The sequence below is a fragment of the Xanthomonas melonis genome, from assembly GCF_020783655.1.
Classification (GTDB): Bacteria; Pseudomonadota; Gammaproteobacteria; order Xanthomonadales; family Xanthomonadaceae; genus Xanthomonas; species Xanthomonas melonis.
Window position 1 is genome coordinate 1 of record NZ_JAJGQH010000004.1, and the last position, 22425, is coordinate 22425.

26 protein-coding genes and 1 pseudogene are annotated in these 22425 nt (G+C 66.7%); 11 read left to right on the forward strand and 16 right to left on the reverse strand.

Translation table 11 applies throughout. From position 1 onward, the window contains the following. Positions 1-296: 296 nt before the first annotated feature. From LL964_RS04880 to LL964_RS04895, 4 genes are all read right to left on the reverse strand, one after another. Positions 297-983 carry a glycoside hydrolase domain-containing protein gene (locus LL964_RS04880; RefSeq protein ID WP_104587193.1) on the reverse strand — a complete coding sequence of 229 codons (687 nt, stop codon included), beginning with the start codon at positions 981-983 and terminating at the stop codon, positions 297-299. Positions 984-1153: 170 nt separating this feature from the next. Further along, complete coding sequence (locus LL964_RS04885) at positions 1154-1774, reverse strand: hypothetical protein (RefSeq protein WP_104587194.1); 621 nt, start codon at positions 1772-1774, stop codon at positions 1154-1156. Further along, positions 1771-2841, reverse strand: a complete 1071-nt coding sequence (locus tag LL964_RS04890) for a hypothetical protein (protein WP_104587195.1) — start codon at positions 2839-2841, stop codon at positions 1771-1773. The genes LL964_RS04885 and LL964_RS04890 overlap by 4 nt, the downstream gene beginning before the upstream one ends. 19 nt (positions 2842-2860) lie before the next feature. Beyond that, positions 2861-3208, reverse strand: a complete 348-nt coding sequence (locus tag LL964_RS04895) for a hypothetical protein (RefSeq protein ID WP_047695780.1) — start codon at positions 3206-3208, stop codon at positions 2861-2863. A 95-nt stretch (positions 3209-3303) separates the two neighbouring features. Between LL964_RS04895 and LL964_RS04900 the strand changes: the two genes are divergently transcribed. Then, a complete protein-coding gene (locus LL964_RS04900; RefSeq protein WP_228329389.1) occupies positions 3304-3519 on the forward strand; it encodes a hypothetical protein in 216 nt (71 codons plus the stop codon). A gap of 214 nt (positions 3520-3733) precedes the next feature. Here LL964_RS04900 and LL964_RS04905 read toward each other — a convergent pair. The 11 genes and pseudogenes from LL964_RS04905 to LL964_RS04955 form a co-directional block, all read right to left on the reverse strand. Beyond that, positions 3734-3943: pseudogene (locus LL964_RS04905) on the reverse strand (RebB family R body protein); the annotation flags it as partial. Then, a complete protein-coding gene (locus LL964_RS04910) occupies positions 3940-4119 on the reverse strand; it encodes a RebB family R body protein (protein WP_167395309.1) in 180 nt (59 codons plus the stop codon). The pseudogene LL964_RS04905 and the gene LL964_RS04910, both read right to left, overlap by 4 nt. An 89-nt stretch (positions 4120-4208) precedes the next feature. Continuing rightward, a complete protein-coding gene (locus LL964_RS04915; RefSeq protein ID WP_104587198.1) occupies positions 4209-4544 on the reverse strand; it encodes a hypothetical protein in 336 nt (111 codons plus the stop codon). Between the two features lie 102 nt (positions 4545-4646). Beyond that, the gene (locus tag LL964_RS04920) at positions 4647-4925 is read right to left on the reverse strand and encodes a RebB family R body protein (protein ID WP_022973268.1); all 279 of its coding nucleotides are present in this window, start codon (positions 4923-4925) and stop codon (positions 4647-4649) included. Between the two features lie 55 nt (positions 4926-4980). Next, a complete protein-coding gene (locus LL964_RS04925; protein WP_104587199.1) occupies positions 4981-5247 on the reverse strand; it encodes a RebB family R body protein in 267 nt (88 codons plus the stop codon). Positions 5248-5277: 30 nt separating this feature from the next. Further along, on the reverse strand, positions 5278-5547 hold the full coding sequence (locus LL964_RS04930) for a RebB family R body protein (RefSeq protein ID WP_104587200.1): 270 nt from the start codon (positions 5545-5547) through the stop codon (positions 5278-5280). Between the two features lie 38 nt (positions 5548-5585). After that, complete coding sequence (locus LL964_RS04935; protein ID WP_104587201.1) at positions 5586-5873, reverse strand: RebB family R body protein; 288 nt, start codon at positions 5871-5873, stop codon at positions 5586-5588. Positions 5874-6652: 779 nt separating this feature from the next. Further along, positions 6653-7717, reverse strand: a complete 1065-nt coding sequence (gene hemE, locus LL964_RS04940) for a uroporphyrinogen decarboxylase (RefSeq protein ID WP_104587202.1) — start codon at positions 7715-7717, stop codon at positions 6653-6655. A 13-nt stretch (positions 7718-7730) separates the two neighbouring features. Next, a complete protein-coding gene (locus LL964_RS04945) occupies positions 7731-7982 on the reverse strand; it encodes a WGR domain-containing protein (protein ID WP_104587203.1) in 252 nt (83 codons plus the stop codon). Between the two features lie 267 nt (positions 7983-8249). Continuing rightward, positions 8250-9362 (reverse strand): 3-dehydroquinate synthase, encoded by a 1113-nt coding sequence (gene aroB / locus LL964_RS04950; RefSeq protein ID WP_104587204.1) that lies wholly within the window; start codon positions 9360-9362, stop codon positions 8250-8252. After that, complete coding sequence (locus LL964_RS04955; RefSeq protein ID WP_104587205.1) at positions 9359-9901, reverse strand: shikimate kinase; 543 nt, start codon at positions 9899-9901, stop codon at positions 9359-9361. Before LL964_RS04955 ends, aroB begins: the two co-directional genes overlap by 4 nt. Positions 9902-10091: 190 nt before the next feature. Between LL964_RS04955 and pdxH the strand changes: the two genes are divergently transcribed. From pdxH to LL964_RS04995, 8 genes are all read left to right on the forward strand, one after another. Beyond that, on the forward strand, positions 10092-10691 hold the full coding sequence (gene pdxH, locus LL964_RS04960) for a pyridoxamine 5'-phosphate oxidase (protein WP_104587414.1): 600 nt from the start codon (positions 10092-10094) through the stop codon (positions 10689-10691). A 168-nt stretch (positions 10692-10859) separates the two neighbouring features. Then, on the forward strand, positions 10860-11276 hold the full coding sequence (locus tag LL964_RS04965) for a YjfI family protein (protein WP_104587206.1): 417 nt from the start codon (positions 10860-10862) through the stop codon (positions 11274-11276). A gap of 9 nt (positions 11277-11285) precedes the next feature. Beyond that, complete coding sequence (locus tag LL964_RS04970) at positions 11286-12059, forward strand: PspA/IM30 family protein (protein ID WP_104587207.1); 774 nt, start codon at positions 11286-11288, stop codon at positions 12057-12059. 26 nt (positions 12060-12085) lie between these two features. Next, a complete protein-coding gene (locus LL964_RS04975; RefSeq protein ID WP_104587208.1) occupies positions 12086-13168 on the forward strand; it encodes a potassium channel family protein in 1083 nt (360 codons plus the stop codon). Further along, positions 13165-13842 carry a YjfK family protein gene (locus tag LL964_RS04980; RefSeq protein WP_208621440.1) on the forward strand — a complete coding sequence of 226 codons (678 nt, stop codon included), beginning with the start codon at positions 13165-13167 and terminating at the stop codon, positions 13840-13842. The genes LL964_RS04975 and LL964_RS04980 overlap by 4 nt, the downstream gene beginning before the upstream one ends. 34 nt (positions 13843-13876) lie before the next feature. Then, positions 13877-14281 (forward strand): DUF350 domain-containing protein, encoded by a 405-nt coding sequence (locus LL964_RS04985; protein WP_104587210.1) that lies wholly within the window; start codon positions 13877-13879, stop codon positions 14279-14281. Between the two features lie 13 nt (positions 14282-14294). Further along, the gene (locus LL964_RS04990; protein ID WP_104587211.1) at positions 14295-14864 is read left to right on the forward strand and encodes a DUF1190 domain-containing protein; all 570 of its coding nucleotides are present in this window, start codon (positions 14295-14297) and stop codon (positions 14862-14864) included. 1 nt (position 14865) lies between these two features. Further along, positions 14866-16032 carry a glutathionylspermidine synthase family protein gene (locus LL964_RS04995; protein ID WP_104587212.1) on the forward strand — a complete coding sequence of 389 codons (1167 nt, stop codon included), beginning with the start codon at positions 14866-14868 and terminating at the stop codon, positions 16030-16032. Positions 16033-16533: 501 nt separating this feature from the next. On the opposite strand, the gene LL964_RS05000 is transcribed toward LL964_RS04995, so the two are convergent. Then, positions 16534-17904 (reverse strand): MFS transporter, encoded by a 1371-nt coding sequence (locus LL964_RS05000; protein ID WP_208621433.1) that lies wholly within the window; start codon positions 17902-17904, stop codon positions 16534-16536. A gap of 90 nt (positions 17905-17994) precedes the next feature. Between LL964_RS05000 and soxR the strand changes: the two genes are divergently transcribed. Both soxR and LL964_RS05010 read left to right on the forward strand, forming a co-directional pair. Further along, complete coding sequence (gene soxR, locus LL964_RS05005) at positions 17995-18441, forward strand: redox-sensitive transcriptional activator SoxR (RefSeq protein WP_104587214.1); 447 nt, start codon at positions 17995-17997, stop codon at positions 18439-18441. Between the two features lie 714 nt (positions 18442-19155). Beyond that, positions 19156-22311 carry a TonB-dependent receptor gene (locus LL964_RS05010; RefSeq protein WP_167395310.1) on the forward strand — a complete coding sequence of 1052 codons (3156 nt, stop codon included), beginning with the start codon at positions 19156-19158 and terminating at the stop codon, positions 22309-22311. Positions 22312-22425 lie beyond the last annotated feature (114 nt).

Consider the following 22425-nt stretch of genomic DNA (forward strand, 5'->3'; position numbering starts at 1 on the left):
AATCTTGGGTGGGCGCCCCATCTCGATCCCTTGTTTCCACGTTGGGATCATAGATTACCATTATGTAAACACCCTCTTAGCGGCGCAGAAGTAAATCCCACTTCTCTGGTTGACCCGGATTGGCTTCGGCCAGTTACGTGGGATGTGGTAGCAAAGCACGAGTTCCCCCGCATTCCAAACGCATGACTGCGGCTGTCGATCAGCTGAGTGAGCAAGCGGCTAGCAGCATGGCTCTTCTTGCGTGCCTGCCGAGGTGCGTCCATTCAGCACTTCGTTGGAACGGGGAACTTGCGCAATCACGCCGCGCTCGGATTGGCCAAGCTCGAATAACTGAGGTCCACTTCCAGCCCATCGCAGGGCGTGCCGGGAAGCGATAGCACCGCATCCTGTTCGTATTGCCAGAGCATGGCCTGGGAATAGCCGCAGCCGGCCGGGTCGGCGGGCTGGATGTGCCGGATGTCGCCAGCGTAGGGGTGACGCGCTGCCGTCGAGACGCGCCAGGCCCAGACGCGTGGGGTGGGGCCGGGGCCGATGCGCGACAGCAATTCCACTGCGCGCGCGTGCGAGCAATACAGACCTGGCGAGTAGCCATGCTCCACCAAAGCGGCGATCCACATGCGGATGTAATCGATGGCAGCCTGGGGCGGGCTACCGCCATCTTCCCAGTCGAGATAGACGACCGCACCGCCGGGAAAGCCTTCGGCGCGTGCCAGCGCCGCAGCCTGTGCACCATCGATACTGCCCTGTCGCGCGTTGGCCTCATGCGAACCCGGGCCGATCGTCTGCTGGCCTAGGTACACCGGCGCCAGACCCCAGCCTTGTGCGGTCAACGCCGCGCGTTGGCCCATCCAGCCGGTATCGGCGTGGCTTGGCGCCGGTGCCAGGTAGTAGCCGCACCATGCCAGGCTGGTCTCGTTCTTGAGCCAGTCGAGGGCGGGGAGTCCGGGGAATTGATCGGTGTCGAAGCCTGTGTAGAACGTCATGTCGGCATTCCTTGGGATCGGGCGGTGGCTGGACCGGGGCGCGATGGCTAGAACGACGGGGTTGCGCTACTGGATCGAAGTGGCGGCCGGGTCGGGTGACCCGCCCCAAAGGAAACGGGTGTGCTCGCTGCAGGACCGGCGTCGCCGCGACATCGATACGTTCCGATGCGTTAGGCGGCTGTTCCGTTGTCTGCGTCTGGGTTTGCCGAAGGCGTTGCGTTCATCGCCTGCTCGGCCTGTTGCTGCGCGGCGGCAACCGCAGCGGCTGCGGCCTGGTCGGCCTGCTGTAGCGCCTGGGTTGCGTTGTCGACTGCTGGATTGTTACCGGCTGCGGCGGTCGCGGCGTTTGCAGCCTGCATGGCCGCCTGCACGGCCCTGTCGCTGGCGGCCATCGCCTGATCGATCTGGGCTTGCGCCGCCTTCAGTGCGGCTTCGATCTGCGACGATCCTGGCGATTGCGCAGGAGTGGCAGTGGGCGGAACCGGAGGCGTGGGCTGGGTATCGTCGGTCATGCGGGTGTCTCCTGAAGTGGACGCGGGATGGAGCGGGGCAACGGCATCGGTACGCGATGGCCGGAGCGGGACCGTGAGTGGTGCGGTATCGGGCGGGCGCTGCGCCGCCAGCGTGCGCAGCATCGCGCCCAGTGCGTGTTCGGCTTGCGCCATGGTCTGGCGTGCGGCCGCCAGGGCAGCGGCGCGTCCTGCATGCACCGCGTCACGGGCCGCGTCAGCGGCGCTGATCGCAGGCGGGGTCTGGTCGCTGGCCGCAGGAAGCGAGCGCGATGCGTTCACTCCGAAGCCTCCGTGTCCGCAGCTTGCGATGTGCTGCTGGATGCAGGCGCCGCACCGAAATCGCGGAGCGAGATGACGCCGCCGTTGACCTGGAGCAGCGCGGCCAGGGTGTCGTTGCGCATGGCGAACACGCAGCTGTTGCCGTCCTGACCAAGCACGCCACGACTGGGCCGGTTGGCTGCCAGGAAGGCCTGCGCCGATTGCAGGTAGAGGCCGATGGCGTCGTTCGCCGCCTGGTCGTCTCCGCTGCCTTGGTAGCGGGTGTGCTGGACGATCTGCTGGGCCGCCAGCGATAGCCGCGCGAAGCCGATCTGGCGACCGCGCGCCAGCCAGTCGGCAACACTGCGTTCGACCTCGTTGGGCGAGGGCAGTCCCTGGACCTGTGGGCAATCCAGGGTGGCGAACAGCAGCGGCAGCAGCGTCTGCAGCGCCGAGGCCGCCGCATGCGCACGCTCGTCCGCAGCGGTAATCGTGGCGGTGCAGGCCAGGTAGAAACGGTAGTAATCGCAGAATTCCAGCGGTGTTCGCGCCTGCTCGACGGCGAACGCGGCCGCTTCCTGCTGCAGCGCCGGCGTCACGTTGGCCGGCGGCGCGTCCGCAGCCAGCTGGCGCAGCGCCAGGCTCTCTTCCAGGTCCAGCGACTGGAACACCGCAGCGCCGTCGACCTTCAGCTGGGTCAGCAGGCTACGGCCTGCGCCCAGGTCGCTTGCGGTGAACAGGGCGTTGTCGCGGAAGATGCGCTGCAACTGCGCCTTGACCACCGATCCGGTATCGCCGGCTTCGGCCTGCGCCAACGTGCCCAGGTCGGTCGCGCTCAAGCTCATCAGCTTGACCGGGCTGACCTTCAGTTCCAGCTGCGGCAGCAAGGCCAGGCGCGAGCCATGCAGGCCTTGCTGCACCTCATCGAGCAAGCTGCTCTCGTCGGGAAAGTCGTAGCGCACGCCGGGCGACTGGATCGCCCAGGCCAGCCATTGGGTGCCTCCATCGATGAAGGCCAGGCACTGCCTGCCCAGCGTCGAGAGCATCGTCGGCATCGAGATCAGGCGGCCAGCGATCGAAACGGACATTGCATGACTCCTTGTGAGTTCAACCAGCGGGGAAGTTTTTCAGCACCAGGCCGGCCGCCGAGCCGATCCTGGCGAAGTCGTCGGTGGCACCCTGCATCAGCGCCTGTGCCTGCGTGAGCGCGGTGACGTATTTGGCGTCGCCGGTGGCCAGGTATTGCGCCATCGCCACGCCGACGGCCGTGGTGGCGATGGTGGAGACATTGCGCAGCGCGTCGGTGGCGTCCTGCACCGCGATGGCCGTGGACTGAGCCACCGATTGATAGGCCTTTCCGGCCCCGCTGGTCAGCACGACCTGCGGGCTCATGGTGGCCATCTGCGTCTGGTTGATCACATCGATGACCTGGGCATTGACCTTGCTCGGTTCCATCTCGGCTCCCGTGGATTGATCTGCGGCCTGGCGATGAGGCCTGGTGGTGAAACACGCCTCTACGCGGTCGGCTTATGGCGGAGGCGGCGTCGGAGATGCAGGTGCAGGTGCAGGCACAGATGCAGATGCAGGTGCAGCAGGAACAACAGGTGCAGATGCAGGAGCGGGTGCGCCAGCAGCTGCGGCTGCGGGTGGAACTGGGGGTGGAGCAACAGGAGCATCAGCAGTGGCAGCATCATTGGGGCCGGCGCCGGGGGCGGGGGGAGTGGCAGGCAGGGGCGGCGGGACGCTCAGTGCATGGACTTCCATGAGGTCGGCGGCTGCGGTCGCGGCATCTGCCGAGGCGCCTTGCGCCTGCGTTTTCAGCACATCGACCGCCGTCTTGGCTTCCGCCGCTGCAGCAGCGATCAGCGCCGCCGGGGGAGAAGGCGCGGGCGGTGGGCCAGGTAACGGCGCCACGGTCGGCGCTGGTCCGGGTGGTGCGGGCGGCGGCGGTGGCGGAACCGGGAACGGCGCCGAGATCATCTTGGCGCAGGCGGCGGTGATCGCAGCAGCATTGATCATGCCTGCGCCCTGCTGCCGGTTCACGGCGTTATGCATCGCCATGCCCAGCGTCTCCAGCATCACCGCATCGAGCATGCCCAGCGCCTGTGCGGGCGCTTGACCGGTGGTCAGCGTCACGATGCTGCTGACGGCATCGACGATCTGACTGTTTACGCTGCTATCGTCGATCATGATGAAGTCGCTCCTTTCTGGATGATCAAGGCAAGGATCTGGGTGAGTGCGGCATCGGCAAGAACCTGTCCGCGTTGCTGGTTGGCGACGGCGTTTTCCATTGCGAGCGCGATGGAGTCCGCCAGCGCCAGGTAGGTGGCTCCCATCGCGAAGGCCGGCGCTTGCCCGATGGCCATCGCCGCACCTGTTGCGGCAGGGCCGACCAGGCTGGCGATGCTTGCGGCCTGCGCGCTTGGCTGCATGACAGGGCACTGGCGTCGGTGTTCTAGGCCAACGACGGCCTGCGCTGTTCAATCCCCGCCGACGCCGAGAACAGCACGGTGTTCTGCGGCTCGTGTCTGCACGCGTACTGCAAGGCCACGCCATCGGGAACGCGTTCCAGGAAAGCAAAATTGCCGCGCGGCACCTCGATCACGTTGCCTGGCCTCTGGCGATAGACCAATGGCTGCGCTCCGGGAATCAGGGGCAGGATGCCGTCGAAGGCGACATTCATCACCGCTTTCTGGTGAGGTGCGAACGTGGCCACGATGGTGCGGCCCCTGATGAGTCTGACCACCACATCCAGGGTGTTGGACGTGGGGACATGATGTAACTGCAACATGGTGCGTCCTTTCTGGAATCGACCAGCCAGATGCGGGGGAGCATGGCGCCGCGTATCGAACCAGGCACCACCGGCGAGACGGCGGCGGTGCCTGGCCACCGATTACCGCAGCCCGGCGCTGAGGATTTCGCGCGTGGCCACGCCATCGGACGCGGTATCGATCGAATACAGGGTGGACACGCCCTGCGTCGTCGATGCCTGCATCGTCACGTAGGACTGCTGCTGGTTGTTCGTTGCGTTGTGTGCGGCATTGGACAGCGCCTGGCTGGTGGCCACGAACAGGTTGCCCATTGCGATCGCCGGCGCATCGCCGAGGACCTTGGTGTTGACCTGGGAGACGGAATCGGTGATCTGGCTGTTGACGGCAGTCGGAAAGGCCATGGTGATAGCTCCTTAGCGGTGGTGGAAGAGCGAAGAGCCTGCGGCGTTGGTGGTGTTAGCCGAGAATCTTCCTGGTGGCGGCACCTGTGGCGCCGGTATCGAGCGAGTACAGTAGCGAGACGCCCATCGTGGTTGCTGCCTGTGCGGTGACGTACATCTGCTGCTGCGCGAGCGTTGCGTTGTGGGCCGCATTCGCCAGCGCTTGCGCGGTGGCCTGATACAGATTGCCCATGGCTGCGGCTGGAGCGCTGCCCAATACCTGCAGATTGGCTTGGGTGACCGAATCGGTGATCTGGTCGTTGACGGCGGTGGGAAAGGCCATTGGCGGATGTCCTTGGCGTCAGCCGGGTCGTCAGACGCCCAGGATCTGCTTGGTGACGACGCCGGTGGTCGCGGTGTCGATGGAGTACAGCGTTGCCACGCCCATGGTGGTGGCCGACTGCGCGGTGACGTAGCTCTGCTGCTGCGCGTTGGTCGCGTTGTGGGCGGCATTGGCCAGCGCCTGCGCGGTGGCCTGGTACAGATTCCCCATGGCGATGGCCGGGGCGTCGCCCAGCACCTTGGTGTTGACCTGGATGACCGAGTCGGTGATCTGGTTGTTCACTGCAGTTGGGAATGCCATGTGGTGCTCCTTGGTGGACGGTGGTCAGCGCATCGGGTTCAACCCAGGCCCTTGATGCCGGTGCTCAGGATCTGTTTGGTCGCAACGCCCGTGGTGGCGGTATCGATGGAGTAGAGCGTGGCCACGCCCATGGTGGTGGCCGATTGCGCGGTGACATAGCTCTGCTGCTGCGCATTGGTCGCGTTGTGGGCGGCGTTGGCCAGCGCCTGCGCGGTGGCCTGGTACAGATTGCCCATGGCGATGGCGGGGGCATCGCCCAACACCTTGGTATTGGCTTGGGTGACGGAGTCGGTGATCTGGTCGTTGACGGCAGTTGGAAAGGCCATGCTTTTCTCCCTGGTTCGCGGGTGAGTGAAGCGTTTGAACAAACGTGACGGTGTCGAGGTTCGGCAGGCGGAGCGCCTGTCTGGAGATGTCGCAGTGGCGCCGCATCACCGTGGAGCAACAGTAGATCGCCGTGCCGTGGAAGAATTGGTGCAAACGACGGCAATGCCGGGTTTATCGACGTGAAGCCGTGCCGGCTTGAGAGCGACACGCGGCTTGTCGCCGCGATCTGGAACGCGGTGCGGGGAATTCATTGGCGAATCGCAACCGAATTGACACAAATACCCTGCAGAACGCGCGAGAACGCGCGCCGTCCGGGCCGGGCTGCCAGCCGGGACCGCATTACGTTCGTGCGCCAGCCGCACCACGTGCCGCTGGTGCGGGATCAGAGCGAGCCGGCTGTGTCGCCGCAGACGCAGTGCTTCGACCGACAGTTTGAGCGCCGTCACAAACCGATGCGCGTCTGCAGCGAGTCACTACGCGCTGGCCGTACTGTCTGCGAGATCGCCAGGCATGCGCGCTTCGTCAGGGCCTGGCATGGGCGGAGGTGCCGCGACCAAAGACCAACGTCGCGGCGTCGGTGGGGCGCCAGTGCAGAAGTGGGGATGCATCGGTGATGATGCGGAGCGTCACCACGAACCGATGTCAGCAATGCAGACAGCGTTTCAATGCCGGGTGCGTTGAAACGCAGCGGTACGCGGGAAAGGCACATGTTCGCAATCGCTCATGTGCCTGCTGCGGCAACCGGCAGCGGGTGCAGTGCCGCCGGTCATCTGGCCCGTCAGCGCTTGCTCAAGCTCTGCACCGCTTCGACCAGCACGCCGACGTGATCCGGATCCATGTCCGGCGACATGCCGTGGCCGAGGTTGAACACGTGGCCTTCGCGCGAGCCACCGTTGCCTTGCGCGTAGCTGTCCAGGGTCTTGCCGACTTCGGCGCGGATCGCGTCGGGCGAGCCGTATAGAGTGGCCGGGTCGAGGTTGCCCTGCAGCGCGACGCGGCCTGCGGCGCGCTGGGCGGCATCGGCCAGCGAGATGGTCCAGTCCACGCCGACCGCTTCGGCGCCGCTGGCGGCCAGCTCGCTCACATAGGCGCCATTGCCCTTGCCGAACAGCACCAGCGGGGTTCGCTCGGCCCCACTGCCGCGCTCCAGCTCACGCGCGATACGGGTCAGGTAAGGCAGCGAGAATTCGCGATACATCGCCGGCGACAGCACGCCGCCCCAGGTGTCGAATACCTGCAGCGCCTGTGCGCCGGCGGCGCGCTGCGCCGACAGGTAGGCGATCACCGCATCGGTGACCGTGCCGAGCAGGTGATGCAGCAGCTCCGGTGCATTGAAGGCCATGGCCTTGATGCGTGCGTATTCCTTGCTGCCGCCGCCTTCGATCATGTAGCAGGCCAGCGTCCACGGGCTGCCGGAGAACCCGATCAGCGGCACTGCGCCATCCAGTTCGCGGCGGATCAGGCGCACCGCATCCATCACGTAGCGCAGCTCGGTCTCCATGTCCGGCACGCCCAGCCGCTGGATCGCGGCTGCATCGCGGACCGGGTGGCGGAACTTGGGGCCTTCGCCTTCGACGAAATACAGCTCCAGGCCCATCGCATCGGGGATGGTCAGGATGTCGGAGAACAGGATCGCCGCATCCAGCGGAAAGCGTTGCAGCGGCTGCAGGGTGACCTCGCAGGCGATTTCCGGGTTCTTGGCCATGCCCAGGAAACTACCGGCGCGCGCGCGGGTGGCGCGGTATTCCGGCAGGTAGCGGCCGGCCTGGCGCATCAGCCAGACGGGCGTGCGGTCGACGGGCTGACGGTTGAGGGCGCGCAGCAGGCGATCGTTCTTGAGCATGGGGAAGATGTCCTCAGTGCGGCGCGTCGGCGCCGCCGGTGATGAGTCGGAAGCCGCGTTTGAGCTGGGTATCGCGGGCCTTTTCGAACGCGCGGTCGGCCTCGTCCTGTAGCAGGTACTGGTCGCGCCGTAGTTGCGTGCGGCCGCCGATCTGTCCGCTCTCGCGCAGCAGTTCCCAGCCGCCGAACAGATCCGGTTGCAGGGTCAGCTGGACATAGCGAAGCGGCGCGTTACCGCCGGGATCGTGTTGCAGGAGAATGCGCATGTGCACGATTGTAGCCGGGCGGTGCTGAAGGCTGGGGGCAATGGGCACGCCTGCTCGCTCCGGTTGCGAAGCCAGTGCTGGCTGGCATCCAGGCCTGCCGGCGCGCTCACGGGCAGCAGTGCGCACCGCCCGCGCCGATGTTGGCAGGCAGTGCGTGGGAGCGCAGCTGGGCGCGATGGGAAGTGCTCGGCAAGGCCCGGCCGCGCCCGGGTGCCCCTACCAATGCGCTGGAGACGGTGAGCGAGGGCGTCGCGCGGCCGGCTGGTCTCAACCCGCCAGGACGTCGAGTACTGCGGCCTCTTCGACATCGGGGACCACTTCGGCCTTGCCGATGCCGCGCCATAGCACCAGCCGCAGGCGCCCGGCGATGTTCTTCTTGTCCAGACGCATGCGGCCGAGCAGGGCCTCGGGTGCCAGGCCGGCCGGAATCTCGGTCGGCAGCTCGAAGTCGCGCAGCAAGGCGCGCAGCGCCTCGGTGTCTTCGGCGCTACTCATCCCCAGCGCGGCCGACAACCGCGCCGCCAGCACCATGCCTACCGCCACCGCTTCGCCGTGATTGAGGTTGTCGTTGCCGGGCGCGCCATAGCCCTGTTCGGTTTCGATCGCGTGGCCGAAGGTGTGGCCCAGGTTGAGCAGGGCGCGTTCGCCTTTCTCCAGCGGATCGCGCGCCACGATCTCGGCCTTGTGTTCGCAACTGCGCGCAATGGCCTGCGCCAGCGCGGCCGCGTCGCCGTCCAGCAAGGCGCGGCGTTCGGCATGCAGCCATTGGAAGAACAAGGGGTCGCGGATGGCGCCGTACTTGATCACCTCGGCCAGCCCGGCGCGCAATTCGCGCGCGGGCAGCGTGCGCAAGGTGTCGGTGTCGGCGATCACCGCACGCGGCGGATGGAACGCGCCGACCAGATTCTTGCCCTGCGGGATATCCACCGCGGTCTTGCCGCCGACCGAAGAATCCACCATTGCCAGCAGGCTGGTGGGCAGTTGCACGCAGTCCACGCCGCGCATCCAGCACGCAGCGGCGAAGCCGGCCAGGTCGCCCACCACGCCGCCGCCGAGCGCGAACACGCAGGCATCGCGGGTTGCGCCCAGTTCGGCCAATGCAGCGATGGCAGCGCCGAAGTTGTCCAGCGTCTTGGAGGCCTCGCCGGCGGCGATCACCAGCTCGCCCAGCTGCAGTTGCGGGCGTGCCTGCAGCAGCGCATTGCGTACGCCGGCCGCGTAGTGCGGAGCCACCTGCGAGTCGCTGAGCAGCAAGACGTGGCGACCGCGGACGTGCCCGGCCAGGCGTGCGCCATCGTCGAGCAGGCCAGGGGCAATCGTGATGGTGTAGGGAATCGCTGCGTCGACGGCGACGCTGCGCGAGGAACGGGGAAGTGTCATGCGGGAGGGCTCGACATGCGCCATTGCGCGGCCAGCCGCAGCACCAGCTGCGCGGTGGCCTCGGCGGGGGAGAAATGATCGGTTTCCAGCGTGAGGTCGGCGACCTGCTGGTACAGCGGGGTGCGCTGGGCGGCCATCGTGTGCAGCGCCTGTGCGCGGTCGGCGCGCTGCAGCAGCGGTCGGTTGCGGTCGCGCGCCAGGCGCGCGAGCTGCGCCGGCACGCTCACGTGCAGGTAGACCACGAAGCCGCCCTCGCGGATGCACTGCCGGTTGCGTGCATCCAGCACCGCGCCGCCGCCGGTGGAAATCAGCTTGTTGTGCTGCTGCAGCAGCGTCTGCAGGGTATCGGCTTCCAGTTGCCGGAAGTGGGCTTCGCCGTGCTGCTCGAAGATGTCCGGAATGCTGCTGCCGGCCTGCTCGACGATGACCTGATCCACGTCCACGAAGTCCAGCCCGAAGCGCTCGGCCAGGCGGCGGCCGATGCAGCTTTTTCCGGCGCCCATCGGGCCGACCATCACGAGATTGGGAGCGGGGTTCATGCGCACCGATCCTAGCATTGGCGCTCGCCCACCGGGCCGGTGGACGCGCGCTGACACCATTCGGCGGTGCCGCGCCGGCCGTCGCGGCATCGCCGGTCGCACCGCTGCAGGCGCGGCAGCGCCCCCGCGCCCGGGACAAGCGCACACGATGCGCCCACAATAGGTGCCCACCTTGCTGCCACGCACCGTCATGCCCGATCTGTACGCAGAAGCTCTTGCCACCTTCACCGCGCTGTACGCCGAGGCGCAGGCCAGCGCCGAACCCGAAGCCAGCGCAATGACCGTGGCGACCGCCAACCTGGATGGGCGGCCGAGTGCACGTACCGTCCTGCTCAAGGCCTTCGATACGCGCGGGTTCGTGTTCTACACGCATCTGGACAGTGCGAAGGGGCGCGACCTGCAGGCCCACCCGCAGGCGGCGCTGCTGTTCCTGTGGCGTACGCTGCGCGAGGCGGGCATCCAGGTGCGTATCGAGGGTGCGGTGCAGCTGGTGAGCGCAGGCGAGGCCGATGCCTATTTCGCCTCGCGTCCACGCCAGAGCCAGATCGGCGCCTGGGCCTCGCTGCAATCGCAGACGCTGGGCTCGCGCGAGGAATTCGAGGCCGCCCTCGCCAAGGCCGAGGCCACTTTCGACGGCCGGCAGGTGCCGCGGCCGGATGGCTGGGGCGGTTTCAGGGTGGTGCCGCAGGCATTCGAATTCTGGTATGGCGCCAGGTTCCGCCTGCACGAGCGCTGGCGCTACGAGGCCGATGCGGCCAGCCACTGGAGCAAGCGAATGCTGTATCCGTGATCCGCGCCCGCGCCCGGTTGCGACCACGCCGGCGTCGCCGCGATCGCAGCGCGGCCAGCGTGCAATGAACGGCCAGGCCGAACGGGCCTTTCTGCCGGTTGCGAACAGTCTGTAGTATGTCCGCCCATCGCATGGCCACGGCTGCATGACCAAAGGACAGGACATCGTATGACCCAATACACCACCGTCGACCTGCACGGCCTGTTGGCCGAGCGCTACCGCGGACAGCCGATCGAGGTCGAGTTGATCGACGGGCTGGAACCGGCCATCAACCTCACCCTGGCCGACCACGGCGATATGCAGATCCAGGTCGCCGCCTCCGGCTCGCAGATCTTCGTGTCCACCTTGCTGGCGCATGCCGAGCAGGTGAGCGACCGGGCTGCGTTCAACGACGCCTGCCTGCGGCTGAACCCGCTCAATCCGCTCTCCAACCTGGGCCTGGTACAGGTGGAAGGCAAGGACAGCTATGTGGTCTTCGGCGAACTCTCGGCGTCGTCCACGCTCGATCAGATCGACGAGGAAATCCAGACCCTGGCGGCCAACACGCTGGATGCCGCCGAATCTCTCAAGCCGTTTTTTTCATAAGGCGTTGTCATGAGTATCTTTTCCAAGCTGATCACGCTGCTGCGTGGGACCGCACACGAAACCGGCCAGAAGGCCGTGGACGCCAATGCCTTGCGCATCCTGGACCAGGAAATGCGCGATGCCGGCGCCCAGCTCACGCGCTCGCGCGAGGAGCTGACCAAGCTGATGGCGCAGAGCAAGCTGGCCCAGCAGAAGATCGACGCGCGCGCCGGCAAGATGGCCGAGTACACGCGTTACATCGAAGGCGCCCTGGCCAAGAACGACGAAACGCTGGCGCACGACGTGGCGGTGAAGCTCGCCGCGCTGGAAAGCGAGGATGCCGGCGACAAGGCTTCCAAGACCGCGCTCGACCAGTCGGTGGTGACCCTCAAGGCCACCATCCAGAAAACCGAGAACCAGCTGCGCGGCATGCGCCAGCAGATCGACACGGTCAAGGCCACCGATGCGGTGCAGCGGGCGCAGGCCGCCATCGCCGCGCGCCATTCCGGTGCCAGCAGCAAGATGGGGTCGGCACTGGAATCGCTGGAGCGCATCAAGGCGCGGCAGGCGGAGACCTCCGCGCGCATCGAATCGGCCGAGGAACTGGAAGCGTCCAGCGGCGATGGCGATCTCAATCGGCGGCTGGCCGCTGCCGGCCTGATGGAAGGCGAGTCCAACGCCGCTGCGGTGCTGGCCCGGTTCAAGAAGCCGGCTGCGCAACTCGGCCACGACACCGCCGGCGGCGCCGCGCCATTGATCGGCCAGGTACGCGACGTGCAACAGGTTCCGCGTAGCGACAGCTGATTTCAGCCCTCGGCACAGGACGCGCCATGATCATCGTCGGACGGTTGTTCCGGGTCTTGCGACGCCACGTGCGTCGCGTCAGCTGGGGTGTGGTGGCGCTGGCGTTGCTGGCGCACATGGGGCTGAGCTGGGCGTTGCTGCTGCTGGCCGGCGAGCACAAGCTCGTCGGCCTGGATGCGTTTCCGTACTACTACATGACCACCGCCACCACCATCGGCTACGGCGACCTGTCGCCGGGTTCGGTGGCCGGGCGCTACATCGCCGCGTTCGTGCTGATGCCGGGTGCGGTGGCGCTGTTCGCCACGGTGCTGGCCAAGACCAGTGCGGTGCTCATCACCTTCTGGAGGCGTCACTACATGGGCAAGATGGCCTACGACGCGTTGCGCGGGCATACCATCCTGATCGGCTGGCAGGGCGCCGCCTCGGCCAGGCTGCTGGAGCTGCTGCTGTCAGACACCGCCACCGACGATGAAGGCGTGGTGCTGATCGCCGAAGGCATCGCCGAAAACCCGATGCCCGACCATATGCGCTTCGTCGCGGCCGAGTCCTATACGCATACCGAGGTGTATCCACGTGCCGGTATCGCCGGCGCGGCGCGAGTGATCGTCAATCCACCGTCCGACGACCAGACCCTGGCCGCCGTGTTCGCGTTGATGGCGCATGCGCCGGCCGCGCACGTGGTGGCGCACTTCGATTCGGCCAGTGCCGCGCAGTTGGTGAACCACCATTACCCGGCGATCGAATGCACCCGGCCGATGACTGCCGAGATCCTGGCGCGTGCCGCGCAGGACCCTGGCAGCGCGGCGATCACCGCCGAACTGCTCTCGGTGGACGATGGCCCCACCCAGTTCAGTCTGACCGTGCCCGACCAGCAGGCCGTGCTGGACTACAGCCGGCTTGCCGGCGAATTCGGTCAGCGCGGCGCCTTGCTGCTGGGGCTGCGTGCGCCCGGTGGCGCAGTGCGCCTGAATCCACCGCCACGCACCACGGTGCCCGGTGGTGCCATGCTGTACTACCTGGCCGAGCAGCGCATTGCCGCCGATGCCATCGCATGGCAGGCCTTACGCGCAGCCGAGGCTCCCATTTCCGCATCGCCGCGAGGTCTCTGACGATGAGTTTCTTCAGCAAGTTGTTCGGCCAATCCACTCCGCCCCCGCCGCCGACCACCGGCAACGGTGCGATCGGGCATGCGCTGCCGCTGGGCCTGCGCGTGGGTGGCCAGGTCGCCATCGACACCACGCTGTACCGCATGTCGCCGGAGGCCATGACCGCCGAATTGCCCGGGGGCCATCAAGGCATTCCGTGCTACGGCCATGTCGATCTGGGCGACGGTTACGCGCTGCACCGGTTCTACCTGGACGACGATGCCTTTCTGCAGGTCACCACCGTGGGCGGCGAACTGGAGGCCATGAAGGCCTTCGTGTTCTGCGAAACGGTGAACCCGCCGAGCAAGCAGGCCTTCCAGGAGTTCGTGATGCAGCATCCGCATCTGGGCGCGGCGCAGATCGACTATGCCGGCAAGCGCTGGCAGCGCGCCACCCAGTCCACCGACGATACCGGGCGGATCCCGCCGATCGTCTACGACGAGGTGCTGTTTCGTTACCAGCCACCGCGCCGCGACGGCGACCTGACCCATTACGCCATGCTCTACAGCCGGCAGGTGCCGGAGCTGCAGCGCGAGGAATTCCTGCTGGTCACCGGCGAGGATTCCGGCCCCAACGAGTTCTGCGTCACCTATGCGGTCGGGATCGATGTCACCGTCGCCGATCTGGATATCACCTGAGCCTGCGCTCGCCCCTTCCTCAACCGGTCCTGTCATGAACCCGATCAATCTGCAGAGCTTTCTGGCGTTTCTTTCCTACTTCGGCACCGGCCTGGGCGTGCTGATCGTCTCGGTGGTGCTGGTGACCCTGGTCACCCCGCACAAGGACTTCACCTTGTTGCGGCAAGGCAACGTCGCCGCCGCCACGGCGCTGGCCGGCAACCTGATCGGCGTGGCGCTGCCGCTGCATTCGGCCATTTCCCACTCGGTGAGCCTGGTCGATGCGCTGATCTGGGGCGCGGTGGCCTGCGGCATCCAGATCGTGGCGTACCTGCTGGCCAATCTGGTGGCCGGGCGCATCTCGCGGCAGATCACCGACAACGTCGCCGCTGCCGGCATCTTCTCTGCCGGTGTGTCGATCGCGGTAGGCCTGATCAATGCCGCGGCGATCACGCCGTAACGGAGCCTGCGCCATGAAGCGATCACGCAATCTCAAACTCACCCTGATGGCCGCCTTGCCGGCCGCACTGGCCACCGGCTGCGGCTCGGAGCCGGAAACCGGGGTGGTGCTGCAGTCGGCATCGGACTGCTACCAGATCAAGCAGGAACAGGGCAGCATCGAGCAATGCCTGAAGGCCTACGACGAGGCCTCCACCAAGCATCAGCAGAGCGCACCGCGTTTCAGCACCCGCTACGAATGCGACGAACAATTCGGCAGCTGCACCGCGATCCAGAACCAGGGCCAGCAGAGCTGGATCCCGCCGATGGGAGGGTTCCTGCTGGGCTATGCGCTGGGCAACATGAGCGGCGGTGGCGGGTACCGCTACGGCGGCGCAATACCGCTGTATCGCGACTACCGCAGCGGCGGCTTCTACAAGCCCAACGGCGATCTGGCCAGCAATCGCATCGGCACCGTGCGCGGGCGCAGCGGTGCGATCGACATGCCGACCCGTGCGATCACCGTGTCGCGTTCGGGTTTCGGTTCCAGCGCCGCGGCACGCAGCTCCTTCGGCGGCGGCGGGCGTTCGGGGTTCGGCGGCTGACATGCAACGCATCGCGATTGCCGAACGCCCGGATTGGCGCACGCAGGCCGAGTCGCTCGGTTTCCACTTCCACACCATCGATGGGCAGCCGTACTGGGACGAACGCGCGTACTACGCGTTCTCGTTGCGGCAGATCGAAGACGACATCGAAGCGCCCACCCAGGACCTGCACGACATGGCGATGCAGCTGGTGGACGAGGTGGTCGGCTCGGAAGAGTTGCTGGGCAAGCTGGCGATCCCGCCGTTCTATTGGGACTGGATCGCCAGCTCCTGGAAGAACCGCGACCCGCATCTCTACGGCCGCATGGATCTGGCCTACTCCGGCCAGGGCCCGGCCAAACTGTACGAGCTCAATTACGACACGCCGACCGCGTTGTACGAGGCCGCGTATTTCCAGTGGCTGTGGCTGGAGCAGCAGATTGCCGCCGGTGCGCTGCCCAAGGGTAGCGATCAGTACAACCTGATCCAGGACTTGTTGTGCGAAACGCTGGGCGCGCTGGCGATGGAGGGCACGCTCGGCGCGCAGATGCATTTCGCTGCGGTGCGCGAGTCGCTGGAAGACCGCGCCACCGTACGTTATCTGCGCGACTGCGCGCACCAGGTGGGTATCGCCACCGAGGAAGTGGCCATCGAAGACATCGGCCTGAGCGCCGAAGGCTGGTTCACCGACGAGCAGGACCGCGTGATCCACACGCTGTTCAAGCTGTACCCGCTGGAATTCATGATGGAAGAGCGCTTCGGGCCGGCATTGATCGCCAACCGCGTGCGCCTGATCGAGCCGGCCTGGAAATCGGTGTTGAGCAACAAGGGCATCCTGCCGTTGTTGTGGGAACGCCACCAGGGCCACCCCAACCTGTTGCCCGCGCACTTCGCCCAACCGGGCCAGGCGGCAAGTGCCGGCTGGGTGCGCAAGCCGTTGCTGTCGCGCGAGGGCGCCAACATCGCCCTGGTGACTGCACAGGGCGAGACGGTGCAGACCGACGGACCCTATGCGGACGGGCCGGCGATCCTGCAGGCGCATCATCCGTTGCCGGTGTTCGAGGGCCGGCACGCGCTGGTCGGCAGCTGGGTGGTGGCCGATCGGCCGGCAGGGCTGGGCATGCGCGACGACGATGGCCCGATCACCCGCGACACCTCGCGCTTTGTACCGCATGTGATCCTGGACTGACGCTCGTCGCGCGCGGCGGCTGCGTGCGCCTACGCCGGTGTGCTGCGCGTGCGCCAGGACGCAGGCGCGGCTGACGGTAAGGCCACCGCAGGGCGGCCGATGCCGCCGCAGATGGGCGGCGTGGTGCGAGCATTGCATCACGAGCGTGCGCAAGTCCGTTCGCAGCCGTGATGCGGCGCGGGTTTTCCACACCCCCTGTGGATGGAACTTGCACAAGGCTGTGGACAAGTGCGCGCAGGCCCCGGCCCGCAACGTTGTCAAGATGGGTGGTGAAAAAATGACCAGCCACATGCGAGCCCGCATCGGCAGCATCGATTCGGGCAATGCCGCCAGGATCGGCAACGTCGTCTGTGTTGCGCATCGATGCGCCGCGCGGCCGGCATGGGCTGGCACCTGCTGTCTTCACTGGCGCGATGGCGCGGGCGATGCCTATCGAACCGGCGCCGACGGCTCGGCAGTCACATCAGTGCGTCACCACTGCCCGCGTACGCGCAGCGCGGCTCATACCCGCCGTGCCACCGCCAGGCTCGCTGCGGCCAACAGCCAGGCCAGCGCGAAGACGCTCAGATAGGCGGCCTGCGTGGCCGAGGCCAGCAACGCTGCGAACAGCGCGCCTGCCAGCGCCAGTGTCCCGGCGACGGCGATGGCTTCGCTCAACTGCATCGCCGAGCTGTTGAGCCCCTGGCGCTCCGGTGGCGACATCGACAAGGTCAGCACCGACAGGCTGGGAAACAGCAGGCCCATTCCCAGGCCGGTCAGCGCCCAGCCGGCGATCGCTGCGGGCACCGGGAATGCAGGCCAGGCCGCCATGGCGCTGATGGCGATGCCGATCATCATCAGTACCGCACCGGTCTGCAGCAGGCGCCTGCGCGACCAGCCACCGCGGCCATGTCCCTGATACCACGAGCCAAGCGACCAGCCGAGCGCGCCTACGCTCAGCGCCACACCGGCCAGCAGCGGCGACAGCTCTCGTTCGCGCGACAGCAGCAGCGGCAGGAACGCCTCGAAACCGAAGAACGCTGCCGCCGCGATGCCACGCAATGCGATCACGCTGGGCAGGCCGCGGGCAAGCCGCAGCGTGCCGGCCGGCAGCAGACGCCAGGCGCACACCAGCATGAGCAGCACTGCCGGCGCCATCGTCAGCAGCGCACGCACGCCATGCAGTTGCCCGCCCACGTACACGCAAAGCACGCCTGCCGCCGCTGCGCAGGCCCACCCCAAGTTCTGCTGCGATCCGCTACCGGCCTCGCCGTTCCAGGCGCGCCCACGCAGCGCCGGCCACAGCGCCAGCCCGGCGGGAATCGCCAACAACGGGACCGACAGGAACACCCAGCGCCAGCCCACGTGCTGCACGATCAGCCCGCTGATTGCCGGCCCGATCAACGACGGCACCACCCAGCCGGCCGAAAATGCCGCAAATACCTGCGGGCGCAAGTCCTCCGGATACAACCGCCCGACGATCACGTACAAGGCCACCGAATACGCACCGGCACCCAATCCCTGCAACAGGCGCCCGACGATGAGCTGGGGCATGCTCGGCGCCAGGCCGGCGATCAGCAGACCGAGCACGAAACACAGCAACCCGCCGCCCAGGACGCCGCCGGGCCCGTGACGGTCGCTCCAGCGCCCGGCGGCGCTCATGCCGACCACGCTGGTGGCCAGCGTGCCGCCGAATGCCAGTGCGTACAGCGGCAGGCCGTTCAGCTCGCGCGCCACGCTCGGCATGGCTGCGGCTACCGCCAGCGATTCGAAGGCGTTGAGCGACACCAACGCCACCATGCCCAGTGTCGCGGCGCGGTACGGCGCCGCGAGGATAGAGATGGATGGCGACGCAACCGGCGGTGCGTTGAATGAAGTGGTTTCGATCGACATCGGACATCCAGGGCGAGTGAGTGTGGCCACGACCTTGCGTCGGTCGTGGCCGCGCAGCATCCTTCCTCAACCAGGGTTGAGGTCAAGGCGATGCAGCGCGAGTTGTCGGTGGGCGAGGTGGCCAAGCGTAGCGGCGTGGCGGTATCGGCATTGCATTTCTACGAACGCAAGGGCTTGATCCGCAGTCTGCGCACTGCCGGCAATCAACGCCGCTATGCGCGCGACGTGCTGCGGCGGATCGCGGTGATCCGCGTCGCGCAGCGGCTGGGCATACCGCTGCAGCAGGTGCTGGAGGCGTTCTCGGTGCTGCCGGAGCAGCGTACCCCCACGCGCGCGGAATGGGCGCGGATGTCCGCGCGCTGGCGCACGCAACTGGATGCGCGTATCGGCCAATTGCAGGCGCTGCGCGATCAGCTCAACGATTGCATCGGCTGCGGTTGCCTATCACTGCGTCGCTGCGCGTTGAGCAATCCGGACGACCGGCTGGCCGATGACGGCGATGGTGCCGTACGTCTGGACACCGCAGGTCTGGGCTAGCAACCGGGTCCGGCACCTCCGCGGGACCATCTCACGCGCGGTTCCGGGACGGCGCGGCGGCGCAGCGGCGCGCTCCGTACCGCCGCCTCCATACCCATGCTTCGTGACCTGCACGCGCAGCTGGCCGTGCTCCGACTCCTGCCCGCTGCCGCCGGCCTTGAACGACAGACGCACACCGATCGCATACGACTCAACGGTCCGTCGGGCGAGCCATGTTTGCGCAGTTGCCACGCCGGTGGCAGCGCGGTGCGCAGGCATTGTGCAATTTTCGCTGCCTTCCGCGTGCGAATCCGCGTAATCGGATGGTAACGCTTACAGCCGCGCCGGGCTTGAAACACCCAGACGGACTCGAGCGACTGCCGTTTCGGCTGTAACCGTGCAGCCCCATCACTATGCTGCAACGCATGGTGGACAAGCGCTCGACGGGATGACTAGGCTTCGCGGCGTGTTAGCGCTATCACTGGGGACACGCAGGTAAGGCGCCATCGCCTCCGCGGTACGACCGTCCACGGTCGTTGCCGTGTGCCGCAGATGCGCACCGTACACCGCACGCCGATGCTCGAAGGGGAAGTGTCGGCCTGCGCGCTAGGGGACTGAATTGAAGTGCTGCAGTACCGCTTGCCAACGCCCGTCGGGCGGTGGGCAAGACTCTGCCGTGTCGCATGCCGCGACAGCGGTCGTAGACGGTTGGACTCCATTCCCGAGGACAGATCGATGCGTCGTACGTTGAACAGCTTCAAGTCGAAGGCCATGTTCACCTTTGTCGGTGGCTTGCTCGTCATCAACCCCGCGTTCGCGCAGGACGTCGCTCCGCCCGCAGCGGCAGCGCAGTCCGGCAGCGATGCCGCCACGACGCTCGACACCGTGACCGTCACCGGGATCCGCAGCAGCCTGGATCAGTCGATGGGCATCAAGCGCGACGCCGCCGGTGTGGTGGATGCGATCAGCGCAGAAGACATCGGCAAGTTTCCCGATACCAATCTGGCCGAATCCTTGCAGCGCATCACCGGCATCTCGATCGAACGCCGCGATGGCGAAGGCGCGCAGGTCACCGCGCGAGGCTTCGGTCCGCAGTTCAATACCGTCACCCTCAATGGCCGCCTGATCCCCGGCGCCGATGCCTTCGGTGCGCCTGGGCAGACGCCGATCGGCGGCGTGGACGTGGGAACGCGCGCGTTCAACTTCGCGCAGCTCGCGTCCGAAGCCATCACCGGTATCGAAGTGTTCAAGACCAGCCGTGCCACCGCGCCCAGCGGCGGTATCGGCGCCACCATCAACATCCAGACCGACAAGCCCTTCAACCACTCCGGCGTGGTGGCCAGCGCCGGTGCCAAGATGATGTCCGACCGTTCCCAGCCCTTCGGCGATACGCTCACTCCGGAACTGTCGGGCATCTTCAGCTATACCAACCCGGACAAGACCTTCGGCATCGGCCTGAGCGCCAGCTACCAGAAGCGTCACGGCGGCTCGGTGCAGGCCACCGAGAACCGCTGGAACATCCAGCGCTGGACCGGCACCGATCCGGCCTTGCGCCCGGATACGGTGGTGACCAACGCGCCTGCGATCGGCCAGTTGTATGGCATGCCCAACGATCTGCGCTACGCGTTCGCCGACTTCCAGCGCGAGCGCACCAACGGCCAGGCGGTCATGCAGTTCGCGCCCAGCGACAGCCTGACCCTGACCCTGGACTACACCTATTCGTCCAACGAGATCCGCGAAGACCGCGGCGAGCAGGGCATCTGGCTGCAGCGCGCCAACAGTTTCACCAATCTGACCTTCGATACCGGCCAGACCGTGGCCACGCCGATCTACCTGCGCGATGTGCCCAATGGCGCCAAGGACTTCGGCATGGAGCAGCAGCGCAACGAGCAGAAGTACAGGCTCGGTTCGCTGGGTTTCAATGCGGACTGGCAGGTGAGCGATCGCTTCCAGCTGACCTTCGATGCGCACAATTCCAAGACGCAGAGCCTGCCGAACGATCCGGTGACCGGCGGCAGCGCGACCTACTTCAGCTTCGCCGGCACCAATAACTGCGTCAACGGCCCTTCCTGCGGCGGACAGTGGGCGCAGGAACTGTGGTTCAACAATTCGCTGCCGATCGGCGCGCGGACCTGGTATCCCACCGTCGCCGATTCGCTGGCCGGCACCAACGGCGTGGTCAATCCGGACTTCACGCCGGCCAATCTCGGTTCGCAGGTGCAGCGTATCTACTACCAGAAGCAGGTGACCGAAACCAAGGAAGGCCGGCTGGACGGCAAGTTCGACTTCGACGACGGGCGCTTCCAGTTCGGTGTCAGCTCGTCGAACACCACCATGAATCGATTGACCAGCGACACTTACTCGGCCCTGGGCGACTGGGGCGTGGCCAACGCCGGAAACGAACCGGGCATGGTCGCGTTGCTGCGGCCGGTGAGCATCGTCGGCATGTTCGACGATTTCAACGCCAATGGCGCGCCGCGTAATGCCTGGCGTGGCAATGCCAGCGAGCTGGCGTTGTGGGGGGGCAGCCAGTACGGCGCCGCCACGCGCTACAACCCGCTCTACAGCGCAAACAATCAGGTCGAAGAGAAGACGCGCGCCGCCTACGTCCAGCTGGAACTCAGCGGCGATATCGCCGGCATGACCACCAATACGCGCCTGGGCCTGCGCTACGAGCGCACCGATGTGGAATCCACCTCGCAGGTGGCCACCCCGGTCGCGCTGCAATGGCAGGCCAACAACGACTTCCAGCTGGTGCGCTCGGCCGAGCAGCAGCCCTTCAGCGAGAAGACCAGCTACAACTACATCCTGCCGAATCTGGACTTCAGCATCGATATCACCGACCAGCTGAAGGGCCGTGCCTCGTTCGGGCAGACCATTGCGCGGGCGCCGTACAACAACCTGCTGGCCGGCCCGACCCCCAACACCCCGGCCGGTTCCATCCTGATCAATCCGTCCAACCGCGCCAGCGGCGATGCACAGACCCCGACCCTGGAGCCGCTGGAATCGGACAATCTCGACCTGGCGCTGGAGTGGTATTTCGCCGACGCAAGCTACGTGTCGGCGACCTTCTGGAACAAGCGCGTCAGCAACTTCATCGGCAGCACGGTATCGCGCGAAACCCTGTATGGGCTGACCGATCCCACCTCCGGGCCAGACGCGCAGGCGGCGCTGGCGTTCCTGCAGAGCGGTGCCTGCGCCGCGCAGGTCGGCGCGGCCGGCAACGATGTGGCGGCCGCGTGCTCGGCCAACGACACTTCGCTGTTCGCCGCCACTGCCTTGCTGCGCAATGCCGCCGCCACCGGCGGGCTGGCCGCCTACAACGGCAGCTCGGCGCAGAGCCTGGCGCTGGAAAATGCCTACGACCTCGCCGGCACTGCCGCCGACCCCTTGTACCAGTTCGATGTCACGCGCCCGGTCAACCAGAACAAGGCCAACATCCACGGCTGGGAACTGGGCGGGCAGTACTTCTTCGGCAGCAGCGGATTCGGCATCTACGCCAACTACACCATCGTCGAAGGCGATGTGGCCTTCAACAATAACGTCATCGACCGCGACCAGTTCGCCTTGCTCGGCCTGAGCGATACCGCCAATGTCATGCTGATGTTCGAAAAGTACGGCTGGAGCGCGCGTCTGGCCTGGAACTGGCGCGACGAATACCTGATCGCGGCTAACCAGGACGCCTCCAACCGCAATCCGTACTATGTCGAGGCGTACCATCAGTTCGACCTGAGCGTGAGCTATGCGCTCAACAAGCAGCTGTCGGTCGGATTCGAGGCGATCAACCTGACCGGCGAAGACGTGCGCTGGCATGGACGTTCGGAGAAGCAGATCGTGCGCCTGATCGATCAGCAGCCGCGTTACACACTGGGTGTGCGCTACGCGTTCTGAGCCGGCAGTGCGACCGGCTGGCAGGCCGCGGCGATCGCTCGCCACGCTCCTGCCAGCCGCTGCTGGACGGCGGCCGCGACCGTGCGCGGTGCCGCGGGTCGGTCGCGATGGCGC

Excerpts from the sequence above, each read along its gene's own strand:
- LL964_RS04955 (WP_104587205.1), bottom strand. The coding sequence starts at position 9,901 with ATGAACCCCGCTCCCAATCTCGTGATGGTCGGCCCGATGGGCGCCGGA.
- soxR (WP_104587214.1), top strand. The coding sequence starts at position 17,995 with ATGCAGCGCGAGTTGTCGGTGGGCGAGGTGGCCAAGCGTAGCGGCGTG.
- LL964_RS04930 (WP_104587200.1), bottom strand. The coding sequence starts at position 5,547 with ATGGCATTCCCAACTGCAGTGAACAACCAGATCACCGACTCGGTCATC.
- LL964_RS04990 (WP_104587211.1), top strand. The coding sequence starts at position 14,295 with ATGAAGCGATCACGCAATCTCAAACTCACCCTGATGGCCGCCTTGCCG.
- LL964_RS04995 (WP_104587212.1), top strand. The coding sequence starts at position 14,866 with ATGCAACGCATCGCGATTGCCGAACGCCCGGATTGGCGCACGCAGGCC.
- hemE (WP_104587202.1), bottom strand. The coding sequence starts at position 7,717 with ATGCTCAAGAACGATCGCCTGCTGCGCGCCCTCAACCGTCAGCCCGTC.
- LL964_RS04970 (WP_104587207.1), top strand. The coding sequence starts at position 11,286 with ATGAGTATCTTTTCCAAGCTGATCACGCTGCTGCGTGGGACCGCACAC.
- LL964_RS05000 (WP_208621433.1), bottom strand. The coding sequence starts at position 17,904 with ATGTCGATCGAAACCACTTCATTCAACGCACCGCCGGTTGCGTCGCCA.
- LL964_RS04890 (WP_104587195.1), bottom strand. The coding sequence starts at position 2,841 with ATGTCCGTTTCGATCGCTGGCCGCCTGATCTCGATGCCGACGATGCTC.
- LL964_RS04880 (WP_104587193.1), bottom strand. The coding sequence starts at position 983 with ATGACGTTCTACACAGGCTTCGACACCGATCAATTCCCCGGACTCCCC.
- LL964_RS04920 (WP_022973268.1), bottom strand. The coding sequence starts at position 4,925 with ATGGCCTTTCCGACTGCCGTCAACAGCCAGATCACCGATTCCGTCTCC.
- LL964_RS04965 (WP_104587206.1), top strand. The coding sequence starts at position 10,860 with ATGACCCAATACACCACCGTCGACCTGCACGGCCTGTTGGCCGAGCGC.
- aroB (WP_104587204.1), bottom strand. The coding sequence starts at position 9,362 with ATGACACTTCCCCGTTCCTCGCGCAGCGTCGCCGTCGACGCAGCGATT.
- LL964_RS04910 (WP_167395309.1), bottom strand. The coding sequence starts at position 4,119 with ATGGCCATCGGGCAAGCGCCGGCCTTCGCGATGGGAGCCACCTACCTG.
- pdxH (WP_104587414.1), top strand. The coding sequence starts at position 10,092 with ATGCCCGATCTGTACGCAGAAGCTCTTGCCACCTTCACCGCGCTGTAC.
- LL964_RS04985 (WP_104587210.1), top strand. The coding sequence starts at position 13,877 with ATGAACCCGATCAATCTGCAGAGCTTTCTGGCGTTTCTTTCCTACTTC.
- LL964_RS04895 (WP_047695780.1), bottom strand. The coding sequence starts at position 3,208 with ATGGAACCGAGCAAGGTCAATGCCCAGGTCATCGATGTGATCAACCAG.
- LL964_RS04975 (WP_104587208.1), top strand. The coding sequence starts at position 12,086 with ATGATCATCGTCGGACGGTTGTTCCGGGTCTTGCGACGCCACGTGCGT.
- LL964_RS04900 (WP_228329389.1), top strand. The coding sequence starts at position 3,304 with ATGCAGGTGCAGGTGCAGGCACAGATGCAGATGCAGGTGCAGCAGGAA.
- LL964_RS04915 (WP_104587198.1), bottom strand. The coding sequence starts at position 4,544 with ATGTTGCAGTTACATCATGTCCCCACGTCCAACACCCTGGATGTGGTG.
- LL964_RS04935 (WP_104587201.1), bottom strand. The coding sequence starts at position 5,873 with ATGGCCTTTCCAACTGCCGTCAACGACCAGATCACCGACTCCGTCACC.
- LL964_RS04925 (WP_104587199.1), bottom strand. The coding sequence starts at position 5,247 with ATGGCCTTTCCCACCGCCGTCAACGACCAGATCACCGATTCGGTCACC.
- LL964_RS05010 (WP_167395310.1), top strand. The coding sequence starts at position 19,156 with ATGCGTCGTACGTTGAACAGCTTCAAGTCGAAGGCCATGTTCACCTTT.
- LL964_RS04945 (WP_104587203.1), bottom strand. The coding sequence starts at position 7,982 with ATGCGCATTCTCCTGCAACACGATCCCGGCGGTAACGCGCCGCTTCGC.